This is a genomic window from Kitasatospora sp. NPDC051853, from assembly GCF_044452665.1.
GTDB lineage: Bacteria > Actinomycetota > Actinomycetes > Streptomycetales > Streptomycetaceae > Kitasatospora.
The window spans coordinates 47,178-61,410 of sequence record NZ_JBITBY010000006.1 but is presented as its reverse complement, the minus strand read 5'-3'; the positions used below and the strand labels follow the sequence as shown (position 1 = coordinate 61,410).

General features: G+C 74.7%; 15 protein-coding genes. 9 read left to right on the top strand and 6 right to left on the bottom strand.

What is annotated here, in order from left to right:
• Window positions 1–70 precede the first annotated feature (70 nt).
• Complete coding sequence (locus ACIA8O_RS18340) at window positions 71–1,111, top strand: DUF2637 domain-containing protein (protein WP_396294902.1); 1,041 nt, start codon at window positions 71–73, stop codon at window positions 1,109–1,111.
• Window positions 1,112–1,309: 198 nt separating this feature from the next.
• Here the strand turns inward: ACIA8O_RS18340 and ACIA8O_RS18335 are convergent, their stop codons facing one another.
• Complete coding sequence (locus tag ACIA8O_RS18335) at window positions 1,310–3,544, bottom strand: SpoIIE family protein phosphatase (protein WP_396294901.1); 2,235 nt, start codon at window positions 3,542–3,544, stop codon at window positions 1,310–1,312.
• Window positions 3,545–3,887: 343 nt separating this feature from the next.
• Complete coding sequence (locus tag ACIA8O_RS18330; RefSeq protein ID WP_396295328.1) at window positions 3,888–4,409, bottom strand: ATP-binding protein; 522 nt, start codon at window positions 4,407–4,409, stop codon at window positions 3,888–3,890.
• Between the two features lie 348 nt (window positions 4,410–4,757).
• On the opposite strand from ACIA8O_RS18330, the gene ACIA8O_RS18325 reads away from it, so the two are divergent.
• The 6 genes from ACIA8O_RS18325 (at window position 4,758) to ACIA8O_RS18300 (ending at window position 10,078) form a co-directional block, all read left to right on the top strand.
• A complete protein-coding gene (locus tag ACIA8O_RS18325; protein WP_396294900.1) occupies window positions 4,758–5,468 on the top strand; it encodes an urease subunit gamma in 711 nt (236 codons plus the stop codon).
• Between the two features lie 31 nt (window positions 5,469–5,499).
• A complete protein-coding gene (locus tag ACIA8O_RS18320) occupies window positions 5,500–7,200 on the top strand; it encodes an urease subunit alpha (RefSeq protein ID WP_396294899.1) in 1,701 nt (566 codons plus the stop codon).
• 45 nt (window positions 7,201–7,245) lie between these two features.
• Window positions 7,246–8,286, top strand: a complete 1,041-nt coding sequence (locus ACIA8O_RS18315) for an agmatine/peptidylarginine deiminase (protein ID WP_396294898.1) — start codon at window positions 7,246–7,248, stop codon at window positions 8,284–8,286.
• 162 nt (window positions 8,287–8,448) lie between these two features.
• Complete coding sequence (locus ACIA8O_RS18310; protein WP_396294897.1) at window positions 8,449–8,625, top strand: hypothetical protein; 177 nt, start codon at window positions 8,449–8,451, stop codon at window positions 8,623–8,625.
• Window positions 8,626–8,660: 35 nt separating this feature from the next.
• Window positions 8,661–9,608 (top strand): GNAT family N-acetyltransferase, encoded by a 948-nt coding sequence (locus ACIA8O_RS18305; protein ID WP_396294896.1) that lies wholly within the window; start codon window positions 8,661–8,663, stop codon window positions 9,606–9,608.
• Between the two features lie 86 nt (window positions 9,609–9,694).
• Window positions 9,695–10,078 (top strand): hypothetical protein, encoded by a 384-nt coding sequence (locus ACIA8O_RS18300; RefSeq protein WP_396294895.1) that lies wholly within the window; start codon window positions 9,695–9,697, stop codon window positions 10,076–10,078.
• Between the two features lie 96 nt (window positions 10,079–10,174).
• Here the strand turns inward: ACIA8O_RS18300 and ACIA8O_RS18295 are convergent, their stop codons facing one another.
• The 4 genes from ACIA8O_RS18295 to ACIA8O_RS18280 form a co-directional block, all read right to left on the bottom strand.
• The gene (locus ACIA8O_RS18295) at window positions 10,175–11,056 is read right to left on the bottom strand and encodes a glycerophosphodiester phosphodiesterase (protein WP_396294894.1); all 882 of its coding nucleotides are present in this window, start codon (window positions 11,054–11,056) and stop codon (window positions 10,175–10,177) included.
• 171 nt (window positions 11,057–11,227) lie between these two features.
• A complete protein-coding gene (locus ACIA8O_RS18290) occupies window positions 11,228–12,127 on the bottom strand; it encodes a spherulation-specific family 4 protein (RefSeq protein WP_396294892.1) in 900 nt (299 codons plus the stop codon).
• A gap of 51 nt (window positions 12,128–12,178) precedes the next feature.
• Window positions 12,179–12,379 (bottom strand): hypothetical protein, encoded by a 201-nt coding sequence (locus ACIA8O_RS18285; protein WP_396294891.1) that lies wholly within the window; start codon window positions 12,377–12,379, stop codon window positions 12,179–12,181.
• Window positions 12,380–12,419: 40 nt separating this feature from the next.
• The gene (locus ACIA8O_RS18280) at window positions 12,420–12,902 is read right to left on the bottom strand and encodes a MarR family winged helix-turn-helix transcriptional regulator (protein ID WP_396294890.1); all 483 of its coding nucleotides are present in this window, start codon (window positions 12,900–12,902) and stop codon (window positions 12,420–12,422) included.
• A gap of 82 nt (window positions 12,903–12,984) precedes the next feature.
• Between ACIA8O_RS18280 and ACIA8O_RS18275 the strand changes: the two genes are divergently transcribed.
• Both ACIA8O_RS18275 and ACIA8O_RS18270 read left to right on the top strand, forming a co-directional pair.
• Entirely contained in the window at window positions 12,985–13,338 is a 354-nt protein-coding gene (locus ACIA8O_RS18275; protein WP_396294889.1) for an HGxxPAAW family protein, read from the top strand.
• Window positions 13,339–13,501: 163 nt separating this feature from the next.
• Window positions 13,502–14,107 (top strand): TetR/AcrR family transcriptional regulator, encoded by a 606-nt coding sequence (locus ACIA8O_RS18270; protein WP_396294888.1) that lies wholly within the window; start codon window positions 13,502–13,504, stop codon window positions 14,105–14,107.
• Window positions 14,108–14,233 lie beyond the last annotated feature (126 nt).

Sequence of the window (14,233 nt, the reverse complement as noted above, 5' to 3'; positions counted from 1 at the left end):
AAGGCCGTCAGCCATCGGCCATAGTGGTGACTCGCCGTCACACGGCGGGAAAGCGAGGCTGGTTCCGGCCATGAAACTGTCCGATATTCCACTGGGCTGGGCCGTCACGGGCGTGGCCGGTCTGGTGGCGGTCGCCGTCCTGGTGACCTTCCTGCGCACCAGGGCGGCGGCCGCCGCGGCCGCCACCGGTGCGACCGACTCCTGGGAGCGCAGCGAGGAGCGCCGCCGCCGCAAGGAGTCGATGTACGGGGTCTCCGCCTACGCGCTGCTGTTCTGCTGCGCCGGCGTCGCGGCGGCCCTGTCCTTCCACGGCCTGGTCGGCTTCGGGGTGCAGAACCTCGGGCTCTCCGGCGGCTGGGAGTACCTGGTGCCGTTCGGCCTGGACGGCGCCGCGATGTTCTGCTCCGTCCTCGCGGTCCGCGAGGCCAGCCACGGTGACGCCGCGCTCGGCTCCCGCCTGCTGGTCTGGCTGTTCGCCGGCGCCTCGGCCTGGTTCAACTGGGTGCACGCGCCCCGGGGTTACGGCCACGTCGGGGCCCCGCAGTTCTTCGCCGGGATGTCGCTCTCGGCCGCGATCCTCTTCGACCGCGCACTGAAGCAGACCCGCCGGGCCGCGCTGCGCGAGCAGGGCCTGGTGCCGCGCCCGCTGCCGCAGATCCGGGTGGTCCGCTGGCTGCGGGCGCCCCTGGAGACGTACGCCGCCTGGTCGTTGATGCTGCTGGAGGGCGTCCGCAGCCTGGACGAGGCGGTCGAGGAGGTCCGCGACGACAAGCGGCAGGCCGCGCTGGACCGCGAGCGCCAGCGGATGGCCAGCCGTCGGGAGCGGGCCGAGATCCGCGCCATCGGCCGCCAGCCGGGCAGCGCCTGGCGGGCCCGGGGGGCCAACCGGCAGCTGACGCCGGGAAGTTCGGAGCCCGTCATAGAACCGTCGCAGAACTCGCAGGGCTCCCCGGGCTCCCCGAACTCCCCAGCCCCCGCCGTTCCGGCCACCGAGGGCGCGCTGCCGGCCAGGCGCAGCATCGACCTGACGCCGGAGGAGGAGACCATGCCGCTGCCCCGGCTGGACTCCCTGGAGCAGAAGCTCAAGGACCTGGAGCAGCAGTTCGGCTGACGGACCAGCCGGTCGGGCGCTGACGGACCGCCGGGCGGCCGTCCGCGGCGCGCGGTGCGCGACCCACGCCCCCGGCGCAACCCGTGACCGGACCGATCAGGCCGCGGCCCGGCTCCCCCGGCCGCCACCTGACGGTCCGTCCGTTCGATCCGTCCGGTCCGTTCGATCCGCCCGGTCAGGCCGAGCGGTCCGGCCGGTTCAGTCGGCGGAGAGTTCGAACCACATCCGCTTGCCGGTCCCGCGCGGCTCCACGCCCCAGGCGTCGGCCAGCGCCTCCACCAGCATCAGGCCGCGCCCGGAGGAGGCCTGCTCGCCCGGGGTGCGCCTGGTCGGCCAGAGGTCGGACTCGTCCTCCACCTCGACCCGCAGCCGGGCCCGGCCCTCCCCGGCGCCCTCCCGGTAGAGCCGGGCGGTGAACATGGCGTCCCGGTCGGTGTGCCGGATGGCGTTGGTGACCAGCTCGGAGGCGAGCAGCTCGGCCGAGTCGACCAGCTCCGCCACGCCCCAGCGGCGCAGCGCGTCCCGCAGCTCGCCGCGCAGCTCGGAGATCCGGGCCAGGTCGGCCTGGCCGATCCGGCGGCGCAGCTGCTGCGCGGCCAGCCCGCCCGCCGGGCCGTCCCAGCGGAGCAGCAGCAGCGCTATGTCGTCCTCGCGCTCGGTCGAGTCGGCGGCCAAGGAGGCGACCCGGTCGGCGAGTTCGTCCAGCGGGTCGCGCGGGCCCTCGCCGCGGCCGGGCAGCTCGCGGGCGACGGTGGCGCAGAGCCGGGCGTAGCCGGTGTCCAGGTCCATGTCGCGGGCCTCGACCAGGCCGTCGGTGCAGAGCACCACCGTCTCCCCCGGGTCCAGGGAGAACCGGGTGACCCGGTACTCCTCGTCCGGGGAGACGCCCAGCGGCAGCCCGCCGGCCACCGGGACGGCGGCGGCGGTGCCGTCGGCCCGGCGGACCACCGGGTCCAGGTGGCCGGCCCGGACGGCGTAGACCACGCCGTAGTCCACGTTCACCTCGGCGTAGGTGCAGGTGGCGAAGTGGTCGGTGTCCAGGTCGGCCAGGAAGCGGGAGGCCCGGGCCATCACGGCGGCGGGCGGGTGCCCCTCGGCCGCGTAGGCGCGCAGTGCGATCCGCAGCTGCCCCATGATCCCGGCCGCGTGCACGTCGTGGCCCTGTACGTCGCCGATCACCAGGCCGACGTGGCCGCCGGGCAGCGGCACCACGTCGTACCAGTCGCCGCCGATCTGCAGGCCGGAGCCGGCCGCCAGGTAGCGGACGGCGGTGGTGACGCCGGGGACGGAGGGGACGGTGCGCGGCAGCATCACCCGCTGCAGGCCGGCCGCCAGCTCGTGCTCGGCGTCGTGCAGCCGGGCCCGGGCCAGCGACTGGGCGACCAGGCCGCCCAGGGTGGAGAGCAGGGTGCGCTCGTCGGCGTCCAGCTCGCGGTCGTCGTCGAAGCCGACCACGCAGACGCCGGTCACCCGGCCGCTGGCCACCAGCGGGAGGAAGGCCCAGGCGCTGCGCTGGCCGGTCTCGGCCATCTGCGGGTAGGCGTCGGGGTAGCGCTCGCGGTACTCCTCGCGGCTGGAGATGAAGACCGGGGCGCGGTTGCGGATCGCCTCGGCGGCCGGGTGGCCGGCCGGGACGGGCACCCGGTCGTACTGGCGCAGGTCGCCGTTCCGGTAGCCGCTGGCGCCGAGCACCTGGAACCGGCCGGCCTCCAGCGAGGCCAGGATCAGGCCGTCCGGCGGCAGGCCGGGCAGCGGCAGCTCGGTGAAGACCCGGGCCACGTCGCGGACGGTGACGGCCTCGGAGAGCGCGCGGGCGGCCTCCTTGATGAACCGCGAACGCTCCTCGCGCAGCGCGGCCATCGCCCCGGCCCGCTCGCGCTTGTGCAGCTCGACGGTGGCGTCCCAGACGAAGCCGACCATCCGGGAGGGCCGCCCGAAGGCGTCGGCCAGCACCCGGCCGCGGAAGCGGGCGGCGTGCAGCTCCCCGCCGGGGAAGACGGTGCGGTAGTAGGCGCCGCACTGGCCGAGCTCGGCGACGGCCCGCTCGACCCGGCGGCGGACCACCGGGGCGTCCTCGGGGTGCAGCATCGCCAGGAAGGCGGCCGAGCTGCGGTCGAAGCGGCCCGGGTCCAGGCCGAGGATGGCGCAGGCGCGCGGGTCCCCCTCCAGCACGTCGCGGCGGATGTCCCAGTCGAAGGAGCCGATGCCGTTGGCGGCCATCGCGGGTTCGAGCCAGTCGGGGGTGGAGTCGCCCGTCCTGGTGGGCAGGCCGCGCGGGACCACCGGGGCGATCCGGCCGGCGGCCAGGCCGCTGCCGGCGGCGGCCGGGCGCAGCGCGTTCACCGCCTGCCTGCCGGGACCGGCCGTGCCGCGGGCCGACTGGGCAGGCGGGGTGCGGCGTGCGGGCCCCGTGGACTCGGGCTCAGTCGCCATGCTTCTCCTGCCGCTGCCGTGCCGTCAGGTCCGGGCGGACCGTGACAGCCGTGTGCCGAGTGGGTGGGCGGTGCTCGGGTCGAGGGCGGTCAGTCGAGGCTCGGATCTCCCCGCTGCCTTCCCGGGCACACATTCTCACTATCCTGCCGAAAGATTACTAGTACCGCCTCACCAGCGGGCTTTCGGGTGACGGGCCGGGCCGCACGCGCGGGACGTACCCGAAAGGCCAGGTCCAGATGAGCACAGGACGGCGGCGCGGGCAATGAGCCCGGGGCATTTCGTGACCCGGCGGTGACGCGGCATATGCACGGGGGACGGTCGGGAGGGACGGGGCCGTGCCGCCTCAGGCGGCGCCGAGCTCGAACCAGGTGACCTTGCCGTCGCCGCGCAGCTGGACGCCCCAGTCGTCGGCCAGCGCCTCGACCAGCTGGAGGCCCCGGCCGGAGGTGGCGGTCTCGCTCGCGGCCCGGCGGCCCGGCAGCCGGGTGGTGCCGTCCTGCACCTCGATCCGCAGCCGCTGCTCGGGGCTGAGCACCGCGTCCAGCACCGCGCCACGCTCGGTGTGCAGCAGCGCGTTGGTCACCAGCTCGGAGGTCAACAGCTCGGCGGTGTCGGCGAGTTCGGGGACGCCCCAGAGGTCGAGGGCGGCCCGCAGGCGGCGGCGGACGGCGCCGACGCCGGTCAGGTCGGACGGGCCGAGGGCGGCGTGCAGCCTGCGGTGCAGGGCGCAGCCCGGCTCCTGCCGCGGGTGGGCCCGGCCGTCGTGGGCGAACTGCTCGTGGTCCCTGGCGCGGACGGAGTCCCCGCCGGCCGCCGTGCTGCTCGAAGCCGTCCGCTGACGCGGGAACCTGGCCTTGCCTTCCATCACGTAACGCCCCCCACAGCCCTTCTCCCGGACAGTTGGCCGCGTCGCGTCCCCCGCTGGCGGACTGTCCCGATACCGACGACCATCCTCATGCCCACTGGCGGGGACACGCAACAGTGTGCGGACGGTCACCTGAGGTGAAGTGGGGCTCAAGGGGCTCGAAGTGATCCTTTCCGGGGCGACCAGGAGGTTTGGACCGCCACCCGCGCGCCGCGCCCGGCGCGCAGAACGCCCCGGAACGGACAAGGCTGGACACGGCGGCGCCGTCCGGGTTCAATGGCCGGACGCAGAGTTTGAACGTCGTTCTAAGTTGATCGACCACCGCCCACGGCAGGAGAGCGAGGCACCGTGCGACTGACCCCCACCGAGCGGGACCGGCTGCTGATCTTCACCGCCGCCGAACTCGCCCGCGCCCGGCGGGCCCGGGGCGTGAAGCTCAACGTCCCCGAGGCCACCGCACTGATCGCCGACACCGTCTGCGAGGCGGCCCGGGACGGCCGCCGGCTGGCCGAAGCCGTCGAGGCCGGCCGCAGCGTGCTCTCCGCCGAGGACGTGCTGCCCGGCGTGCCCGACGTGGTGACCGTGGTCCAGGTCGAGGCGGTCTTCGACGACGGCACCCGCCTCGCGGTGGTCAACGACCCGTTCCGGGGCGCCGGTTCGCTCGGTGACGAGGCTCCCGGCGGAGCACTGCTGGGCAGCGGCCGGGGCTACGACCCGGTCGAGGAGACCCTGCTGATCCCCGTGCACAACACCTCGGACGTGCCGATCTCGGTCACCTCGCACTTCCACTTCTTCGAGGCCAACCCCCGGCTGGCCTTCGACCGCTCCGCCGCCTACGGCACCCACCTCGCCGTCCCGGCCGGCTCCTCGGTCCGCTTCGACCCGGGCGCCACCGTCGAGGTCGGCCTGGTGCCGATCGGCGGGGCCCGGGTGGCGATCGGCTTCGCCGGCCTGGTGGACGGACCGTTGGACGCCCCCGGCGCCCGCGAGGCCGCCCTCGCCAAGGCCCGCGCCACCGGCTACCTCACGAGCTTCGACGACGCGGAGCTGGACTCGTGACCACCGTCGACACCCCCGCGGAGGCCGTCCGATGACCGCCATCACCCCGCACGACTACGTCTCCGTGCACGGCCCCCGGGCCGGCGACCGGATCCGGCTCGGCGACTCCGGCCTGATCGTCCGGGTGGAGTCCGACTCGCAGGCCCCCGGCGACGAGTTCCTGGCCGGCTTCGGCAAGACCGCCCGGGACGGGCTGCACCTCAAGCCCGCCGCCGTGCGCGACACCTGTGACGTCGTCATCTCCAACGTGCTGGTGATCGACGCGGTGCAGGGCGTCCGCAAGACCTCGATCGGCCTGGTCGGCGGCCGGATCGCCGCCATCGGCCGGGCCGGCAACCCGGACACCCTGGACGGCGTCGAGGTGGTGGTCGGCACCGGCACCACGATCGTCTCCGGCGAGGGCCTGATCGCCACCGCCGGCGCGATCGACACCCACGTCCACCTGCTCTCGCCGCGGATCATGGAGGCCTCGCTGGCCTCCGGCGTCACCACCGTCATCGGCCAGGAGTTCGGCCCGGTCTGGGGCGTCGGCGTCAACTCCCCCTGGGCCCTGCGGCACGCCTTCAACGCCTTCGACGCCTGGCCGGTCAACATCGGCTTCCTGGGCCGCGGCTCCTCCTCCGACCCGGCCCCGCTGGTCGAGGCGCTGGCCGAGGGCGGCGCCTCGGGCTTCAAGGTGCACGAGGACATGGGCGCCCACACCCGCGCCCTGGACACCGCGCTGCGGGTCGCCGAGGAGCACGACGTCCAGGTCGCGCTGCACACCGACGGCCTCAACGAGTGCCTCTCGGTCGAGGACACCCTGCGGGTCCTGGACGGGCGCACCATCCACGCCTTCCACATCGAGGGCTGCGGCGGCGGGCACGTCCCGAACGTGCTGAAGATGGCCGGCGTCCCCAACGTGATCGGCTCCTCCACCAACCCCACCCTGCCCTTCGGCCGGGACGCCCTCGGCGAGCACTTCGGCATGATCGTCTCGGCCCACGACCTCAAGGTGGACCTCCCCGGCGACGCCGCCATGGCCCGCGACCGGATCCGGGCCGGCACCATGGGCGCCGAGGACGTGCTGCACGACCTGGGCGTCATCGGCATCACCTCCTCCGACGCCCAGGGCATGGGCCGGGCCGGCGAGACGGTGCGCCGCACCTTCGCCATGGCCGGCAAGATGAAGCTCGAACTCGGGCCGCTGGACGGTGGGTTCGGCACCACCGAGGCCGGGGACGACAACGAGCGGGTGCTGCGCTACATCGCCAAGCTCACCATCAACCCCGCCATCGCCCACGGCCTCTCCCACGAGGTCGGCTCGATCGAGGTGGGCAAGCTCGCCGACATCGTGCTCTGGCGCCCGGACCACTTCGGCGCCAAACCGCAGCTGGTGCTGAAGTCCGGCTTCCCCGCCTACGGCGTCACCGGCGACCCCAACGCCTCCACCGACCGCTGCGAACCCCTCGTCCTGGGGCCGCAGTTCGGCGCCCACGGCGCCACCGCCGCCGACCTCTCGGTCGCCTTCGTGGCCCGGGCCGCGGTCGACAACGGCGACACCCTGCCCACCCGGCGCCGCCGGGTCGCCGTCCGCGGCACCCGCGGCATCGGCCCGGCCGACATGGTCCGCAACGCCCGCACCGGCACCGTCCAGGTCGAGGCCACCACCGGCCTGGTCTCGCTCGACGGCGAACCCCTGCGCTCGGCCCCGGCCGACTCGGTGTCGCTCAGCCGCCTCTACTTCCTCTGACCCCCGCCCACCCGACCCCCGTCACCCGCTGAGGACTTCACACCCATGACCTCCACCCCCGCCCAGCTCGGCTTCCGGATGCCCGCCGAATGGCACCCGCACGACCGCACCTGGATGGCCTTCCCCACCGACAACCCGACCTTCGACACCCCCGACCACCTGCACGACGCGCGGGAGGCCTGGGCCCGGGTCGCCAACACCATCGTCCGGTACGAGCCGGTCACGATGATCGTCAACACCGGGGAGCTGGACGCCGCCCGCCGCTACGTCGACGCCGCCGTCGAACTGGTCGAGCGCCCGCTGGACGACGCCTGGATGCGGGACATCGGCCCGACCTTCCTGGTCAACGGCTCCGGTGAACTCGCCGCCACCGACTGGGTGTTCAACGGCTGGGGCGCGCAGTCCTGGGCCCGCTGGGACAACGACCAGCACATCGCCGAGGAGATCACCAAGCTCACCGAGGTGCAGCGCTTCGCCTCCCGCCTGATCAACGAGGGCGGCGGCATCCACGTCGACGGCGAGGGCACCGTGCTGGTGACCGACACCGTCCAGCTCGGCGAGGGCCGCAACTCCGACTGGACCAGGGAGCAGGTCGAGGCCGAGCTGCACGCCCACCTCGGCACCACCAAGGCGGTCTGGCTGCCGCGCGGACTCACCCGCGACTACGACGAGTTCGGCACCCGGGGCCACATCGACATCGTCGCCTCCTTCGTCCGCCCCGGCGTGGTCGTCGCCCACGTCCAGCCGGACCCGGCCCACCCGGACCACGAGGTCTGCCAGGAGCTGGTCGCCATCCTGCGCGCCTCCACCGACGCCCAGGGTCGGCAGCTGGAGGTCATCGAACTCCCCGCCCCCACCGTCCTGCTGGACGAGGAGGGCGAGCCGGTCGACTACTCCTACATCAACCACTACGTCGCCAACGGCGCCGTCATCCTCTGCGCCTTCGACGACCCGCGCGACCGGACCGCCGCCGAGCTGCTCGGCCAGGCCTACCCCGGCCGCACCGTCGAACTGGTCGACGCCCGCGAGATCTTCGCCAACGGCGGCGGCATCCACTGCATCACCCAGCAGCAGCCCAAGCCCTGACCCCCCGGTCAGCCTCGGTGACGGCCCGTCGGCCCGTCGGCCTTCCGGCCGGCGGGCCGTCACCGTCCCGGGCCACGGACATCCCTTGTGCGGCGCGCCGCCCACCTGCGAGGATCGCCGCTCCGGCCCGTACGGCCGGGACGAACGGACCACGGGGGAACCATGCACATCCGCTCCATCGCCGCCGCCGCTGCCGCCATCGCGCTGGCCACCGGCCTGACCTCGGCCGCCGCCACCTCGGTGGCCCACGTGCTCAGCGGCAAGACCCCCTACGCCAACTACACGGCCCCCGGCGGCGAGCACCTCGACCCGCAGCAGCAGATCTACGTCGGGGACTGAACTCCCCTCCGTGCCCCGCCGGTTAGGCTGACGGCATGCCGGGACACGTCGAACCGCTGCTGCCCGCCGGGTACCGGAGCCACCCGGCCCGGCCCGAGGACGTCCGCGCGGTCGAGGCCCTGCTGGCCTCCTGCGAGCGGGAGTTGTACGGGCGGGCCGGCAGCGACGCCGGCCGGGTGACGGCCGACCTGGCCCGGCCCGGGCTGGTGGCCGAGCTGGACACCGCGGTGGCGCGGGACGCCACCGGCGCGGTCGCGGGCTGGGCCTGGGTCGACCGGCGCTCCGTGGTGCGGGTGCACCCGGCGCACCGGGGGCTCGGGCTCGGGGCGGCGCTGCTCGACTGGGCCGAGGCCCGGGCCCGGGCGGCCGGCGCGGAGCAGATCACCCAGGTGGTACCGGACGCCGACGCGGCCGCGGTCTCCCTGGTCCGCTCACGCGGGTACCAACCCCGGGTCACCGAATGGCTGTTGGAGCACCGGGCCACCCCGGGGGAGCTCCCGCCCGCGCCGCCCGGCACCACCGTCCGGCCGTACCGGGAGGGCGACGGCCCGGCCCTGCACACCCTCGTCCAGGACGCCTTCGACGAGTGGCAGCAGCGCCGCCACGGCTACCGGGAGTGGGCCGCGCACACCGTCGCCCACCCCGCCTTCGCCCCGGCCGCCACCCTGCTCGCCCTCACCGACGGCCGGCTCACCGGCGCCACCGTCTCCCTGCACTCCCCCGAACCGGACCAGGGCTGGATCGAACAGCTCGCCGTCCACCCCGCCCACCGCCACCGCGGCCTCGCCCGCCACCTCCTGGCCGCCACCTTCGACGCCTTCCGCCGCCACGGCCGCCCCACCACCACCCTCGGCACCCACTCCGGGACCGGCGCCCTCGACCTCTACCTGCGGGTCGGCATGCGGGTGCGCCACAGCTCCACCGTCCACCGCAAGGAGCTGAGCGTCCCCGCGAGGCCGCCGCTCACACCCGGTGCGGCATGATCACCAACCGCCCGACCGGTCCCGAGGAGTGACAACACATGCCCAACACCGTTCTGCGCAAGCCCCGTGAGACCGCCTGACGGTACTTGCTGCGCCTGGGAGCCGTCCCGCCCCGGACGGTCCTCACGTTCCAGGCCCACCGCAGTGCCCTGCCCTACGCCGCAGGATTCGCGGCCTGGGCCCGGAACAACCCGGCACAGGCCCGTGCCACTTGGCTGGGCGCCGGTACCGAGGGCCTGAAGTTCCTGCCTTGGGAGCGGCCCGACGGAACGACGGTCCACCTCGGCGGGAGCGACTTCGTCCGCGCGGTCGGCACCTGCATCGGCGTCAGGCTCGGGGACAACGCCGGAAGTCTCGAGTCCAGCAAGTACCTCGTGCTGCCCGTCGACGAGCCGTTCGGCGGGGTGACGCTCGCCGAGTACGCCAACTCCCTCGCCGAGGAGGCCAAGCGGCACCACGGACTGCTCTGAATCCCCTCCGGCGAGGTGCACGGCCACGGCTGGGGTGGCCCCGCCCGCTCCTCCTCCACGCGGGTCAGGCCGGAGCGGGCGTAGGTCCCACCGGGTTCACCGGGGTGCCGCCATGCGCCGCCACTGGTGGCCGCCGCGCCGCGGGCAGTCGCGGTCCAGCCGGGAGCGGGCGGCGCCGGGGGTGTCGGTGATCACCGCGTCCACCCCGCGCTCCGCCAGCTCGTCCCAGGCGGCCGGGTCGTCCACCGTCCAGACGTAGACCCGGCGCCCCGCCGCGTGCTCGGCCCGGATCCGCTCGGGGGTGGCGAGCACCCGCTCCAGGGAGACGGCATGCAGCGGCAGCCCCTCCGGGTCCCGGGCGTACCAAGAGGCCTGGAGCAGGGTGAGCGGGAGGCCGGGTGCGGCGCCGTGGGCCGCCCGCAGGTGCTCGGGCCGGAAGGAGTAGAGCTCCACCCGGACGCCGGAGACCGCGGCCAGCCGGCCGATCAGGGCGGCGTCCGCCGGGCCGCCGACGTCCTTGATCTCCAGCAGCAGCCGGACCTCGGTGCCGCGCAGCCGGTCCAGCAGTTCGGTGAGGTGCGGGATCGGCTGCGGACCACCGGGGCCAACGGTGACCCGCAGCCGGTCCAGTTCGGCGATCCGCAGGCCGGCGACCTCGCCGTGGCCGGTGCCGCCGGTGACCCGGTCCACGGTCGGGTCGTGGATCAGCACCGGGACGCCGTCCCGGCTGACCAGGACGTCGGTCTCCAGCCAGTCGGCCCCCTCGCGGAGGGCGGCGTCGAAGGAGGCCATGGTGTTCTCGGGCGCCACGGCGGGGGCGCCGCGGTGCCCGGCCACCTGGACGCGGGGGCAGGTGGTGGCCTCCTTCACGGCCTCCGCGGTGTCCGCGGAGACCGGGAGCACCACCTCGGAGGAGATCGGGAGGACTGCCGCGAGCACGAGCAGCGAGGAGAGGAGCACGGAGCCGGTTCTTCCCATGCCTCCAGTGATGACCCGTCAGGTGCTCCCCCGCCCCGGAAAGCGGCGGACAATCAGACGAACGGGGGAACGCCGACGGCGCCCGGCCCCGGCGCGTACGCCCCGGCGGGGCACCGGGCGACGTGCGCTCCCGGTGCCCCGCCGGGGCCCTGACGAGGCCCTGACCGACCGTCAGCCGATGGTCGCCGCGTACGAGGTCTGGGCGGCGAAGCCGAAGCCCGGCGCCGCGTCCCAGGGGTTGGGCAGGGTGTCGTCGGTGGCGTAGGCGTAGCCGGCGCCCCGGGCGAAGGCGGTGTCCAGGGCGGCCTTCATCTCGACCTGGCCGGGCACGCCGTAGACCAGGTGCCAGAAGGAGGTGCCGCTCGGGTCGAAGGCCGCGCCCGAGTAGTAGCCGGCCGTCAGGTTGAAGACGTTCCCGCCGAGCCAGCCGCTGCCGGTGTAGTTGGCGTGGGTGCCCTCGTAGGTGACGAAGGTGTCGGCGGTGCGGTGGCCGGGCTCCAGGTAGCAGTCGGCGATCGCGGTGCCGGGGTTGTCGATCACCAGCTCCTCGGTGCCGGGCGCCACCGACTCGACGGTGGCCTGCACGTACTGACGCAGCGCCAGGTAGTGGTCGCGGGTGGCGTTGCCCGCGCCGCAGTCCCGGCTGACCACGTCGAAGAAGATGCCGTCCACGTGCAGCTTGCCGTCGGCGGTCTTCAGGTAGTTGTCCACCGAGGCCTTCACCTCGGCCGCCGGGCGGGTGCCGTTGCCGGTGTGGACGTAGCCGAGCACCTTGGTGTGCGCGCCGGTCGCGGTGACCCCGGCGCGCAGTGCGTCGGCCTGCGCCTGCCAGGCGGCGCTGAACGGGCTGTCGCCGTTGCCCGGGTTGAGCACCACCACCGAGGCGGCGGGCGAGGTGCCCTGCAGGGCCGTGGTCATCGGGCCCCCCGGCCAGACGTACGCCGGCACCGCGATCTCCAGGCCCCGGCTGCCGGCCGCGGCCGCGCCGGTGGCACCGGTGGCGGAGACGGCCGTCAGGGCCAGGACCGAGCTGAAGGCGAGGGCCAGCAGGCCCTTCGCACGTGTGCGCATGAAATCCCCCATGGGTCTGGTGGTGGCGTTCCCTCCGCCCCGGGCCGGATGCTACCCGGCCGAGGTGACGCCCTCCGCCGTCGCGACGGCGGCGAGCTGTTCCACCGTCAGTTCCCGCAGCGGGGTGGCCCACCGGCCGTCCTCCCGGCGCATCGCGGTCGAGCCGTGCCCCGCACGCGCGGTGGTGGCGACGGACGACATGCCGTACGGGTACCGCCGCATCCGGTCCACGCGCGTCTGAACCGTCGTCAACTCCCCTCCTTCGCCGGGAGTCCGGCCCCGCAGCCCGCCGTCACCCGTCCGCCGGCCGCCGCAGCTCCTCCTGCCGGGTCCGCATCAGCCCGGCCGCACGGGTGAACCAGTCCGCCAGCACGGCGACCTCGTCCGGCGTGTAGTCGGCGAACAGCTCGTTCAACCGCAGGTAGAACGGCCCGTACACCTCGTACAGCCGCCCGGCCGCCGTCTCGTCGGCGACGACCCGCACCCGCCGCCGGTCCGCCGGGTCCGCCTGCCGGCGGGCGTAGCCGGCCTTCTCCAGGCGGTTGACCACACCGGTGACGGCCCCGGTGGTGAGGTTGGCCCGCTCGGCCAGCTCCCCCGCGGTGATCGGCTCGGCGCCGGCCCCCAGCACGTGGCCGAGGCAGGTGAGGTCGGTGACCCCCAGTCCCAGGCGCTGCGCGATGTCCTGCTGGCCGGTCAGGCTCAGCGCGATCAGCCGGTCCATGGCCGCCAGGGCCTGCTCCGGGGACGCCTCGGGGCGCGGCTTGCCCTCCACCAGAAATCTCCTTACAGTCTAAGATACTTAGAAACTAAGACATCTGCGTCTACGTCCCCCATCATGACGAAGGAGCGCCCCCATGAGCGGCATCCACGGTCACCACGACATGGGCCACACCCTCGCCGGCTGGACCGGCACCGCCGTGGTGACGGCCGGCACCGTCCTCGCGGGGGTGGGCATGTGCGCGGGCTCACCCCTCCTCCTCCGGCTGGGCGCCGCCGTGGTCGTCCTCGGCGCCCTGGCCACCTGGGCACTGCACCTCACCGGCTGGGGCAAGCCGAGCGGCCCCCGCCCCGAGCAGCAGTGGAGCTGGAAGGTCCGGGACACCACCCGCCACACCGACTGCCTCGGCTGCCGTCTGGCCGGCCGCGGCCGACACGGCGGCCGGGCCCGCCACCACCGGCCCGTCCTCGAGGTCGGCGACCAGCGTTAGGAGCGGGCCTGTCGGCGAGGGTCGGTACGCCACGGGACAGCGGGCCCGGACCGCGGGACGGCCCGCAGGACGGCCCGCGGCGGACGGACGGACGGTGGGGCGGCCTTTCGTGAGAGGCTGACCGCAGCCCAGCCACCCCGCAGGAGCAGGAAGGACAGCCCCGATGGCCGAGCCACGCACCCGGCGCCCGGCGCGGCCGCGCGAGGAGGTCTTCGCCACCGCGCGGGCCGCCATCGCCGAGCACGGGCTGGCCAAACTGACCATGGCCGGGCTCGGCAAGCAGCTCCAGATGAGCGCCGGCCACCTCCTCTACTACTTCGGCAGCAAGGACCAGCTACTGCTGGAGACGCTGCGCTGGAGCGAGGAACAGCTCGGCGAACGCCGCCGGGCCGTCCTCGCCGACCGCGGCACGACGGTCCGTCAGCGGCTGGCCGCCTACGGCGCCCTGTACCTGCCGGAGGGTCCGGGCGATCCGCGCTGGGTGCTCTGGCTGGAGGTCTGGGGACGCTCCCCCGCGAGCGCCGAGATCCGGCAGGGCCAGCTGGAGATCGAGGCCCCGTGGCAGGCGGACCTGGTCGCACTGCTCGAAGAGGGCGTGGCGGGCGGGGAGTTCGGGCTCGGGAGCACCGGAGTCGCCGAACGGGCCGTGCAGTTGCGGGCCCTGCTCGACGGACTGGCCGTCCCCGTGGCGATCGGCCTCCCCGGCGCCGACCGCGCCACGGCCGAGGCACAGCTCGACTCCGTCGCCCGGGCCCTGCTGCGGGACTGACCTCCGCTCGGGCCGTGGTCGGCGTCCGGACCGGCTGGCGCGAGGCGGCAGCGCGGTGCCCGGCACGCGGGCCTGCTCCGGGGGCTGTCCGACCGTTCGCGTCGACCGTGCGTGCCGGGCGGGATG

What these genes read in the sequence shown, in the direction of transcription:
- ACIA8O_RS18340 (WP_396294902.1), top strand. Translation starts at nt 71, where the DNA reads ATGAAACTGTCCGATATTCCACTGGGCTGGGCCGTCACGGGCGTGGCC.
- ACIA8O_RS18335 (WP_396294901.1), bottom strand. Translation starts at nt 3,544, where the DNA reads ATGGCGACTGAGCCCGAGTCCACGGGGCCCGCACGCCGCACCCCGCCT.
- ACIA8O_RS18330 (WP_396295328.1), bottom strand. Translation starts at nt 4,409, where the DNA reads ATGGAAGGCAAGGCCAGGTTCCCGCGTCAGCGGACGGCTTCGAGCAGC.
- ACIA8O_RS18320 (WP_396294899.1), top strand. Translation starts at nt 5,500, where the DNA reads ATGACCGCCATCACCCCGCACGACTACGTCTCCGTGCACGGCCCCCGG.
- ACIA8O_RS18315 (WP_396294898.1), top strand. Translation starts at nt 7,246, where the DNA reads ATGACCTCCACCCCCGCCCAGCTCGGCTTCCGGATGCCCGCCGAATGG.
- ACIA8O_RS18310 (WP_396294897.1), top strand. Translation starts at nt 8,449, where the DNA reads ATGCACATCCGCTCCATCGCCGCCGCCGCTGCCGCCATCGCGCTGGCC.
- ACIA8O_RS18305 (WP_396294896.1), top strand. Translation starts at nt 8,661, where the DNA reads ATGCCGGGACACGTCGAACCGCTGCTGCCCGCCGGGTACCGGAGCCAC.
- ACIA8O_RS18295 (WP_396294894.1), bottom strand. Translation starts at nt 11,056, where the DNA reads ATGGGAAGAACCGGCTCCGTGCTCCTCTCCTCGCTGCTCGTGCTCGCG.
- ACIA8O_RS18290 (WP_396294892.1), bottom strand. Translation starts at nt 12,127, where the DNA reads ATGCGCACACGTGCGAAGGGCCTGCTGGCCCTCGCCTTCAGCTCGGTC.
- ACIA8O_RS18275 (WP_396294889.1), top strand. Translation starts at nt 12,985, where the DNA reads ATGAGCGGCATCCACGGTCACCACGACATGGGCCACACCCTCGCCGGC.
- ACIA8O_RS18270 (WP_396294888.1), top strand. Translation starts at nt 13,502, where the DNA reads ATGGCCGAGCCACGCACCCGGCGCCCGGCGCGGCCGCGCGAGGAGGTC.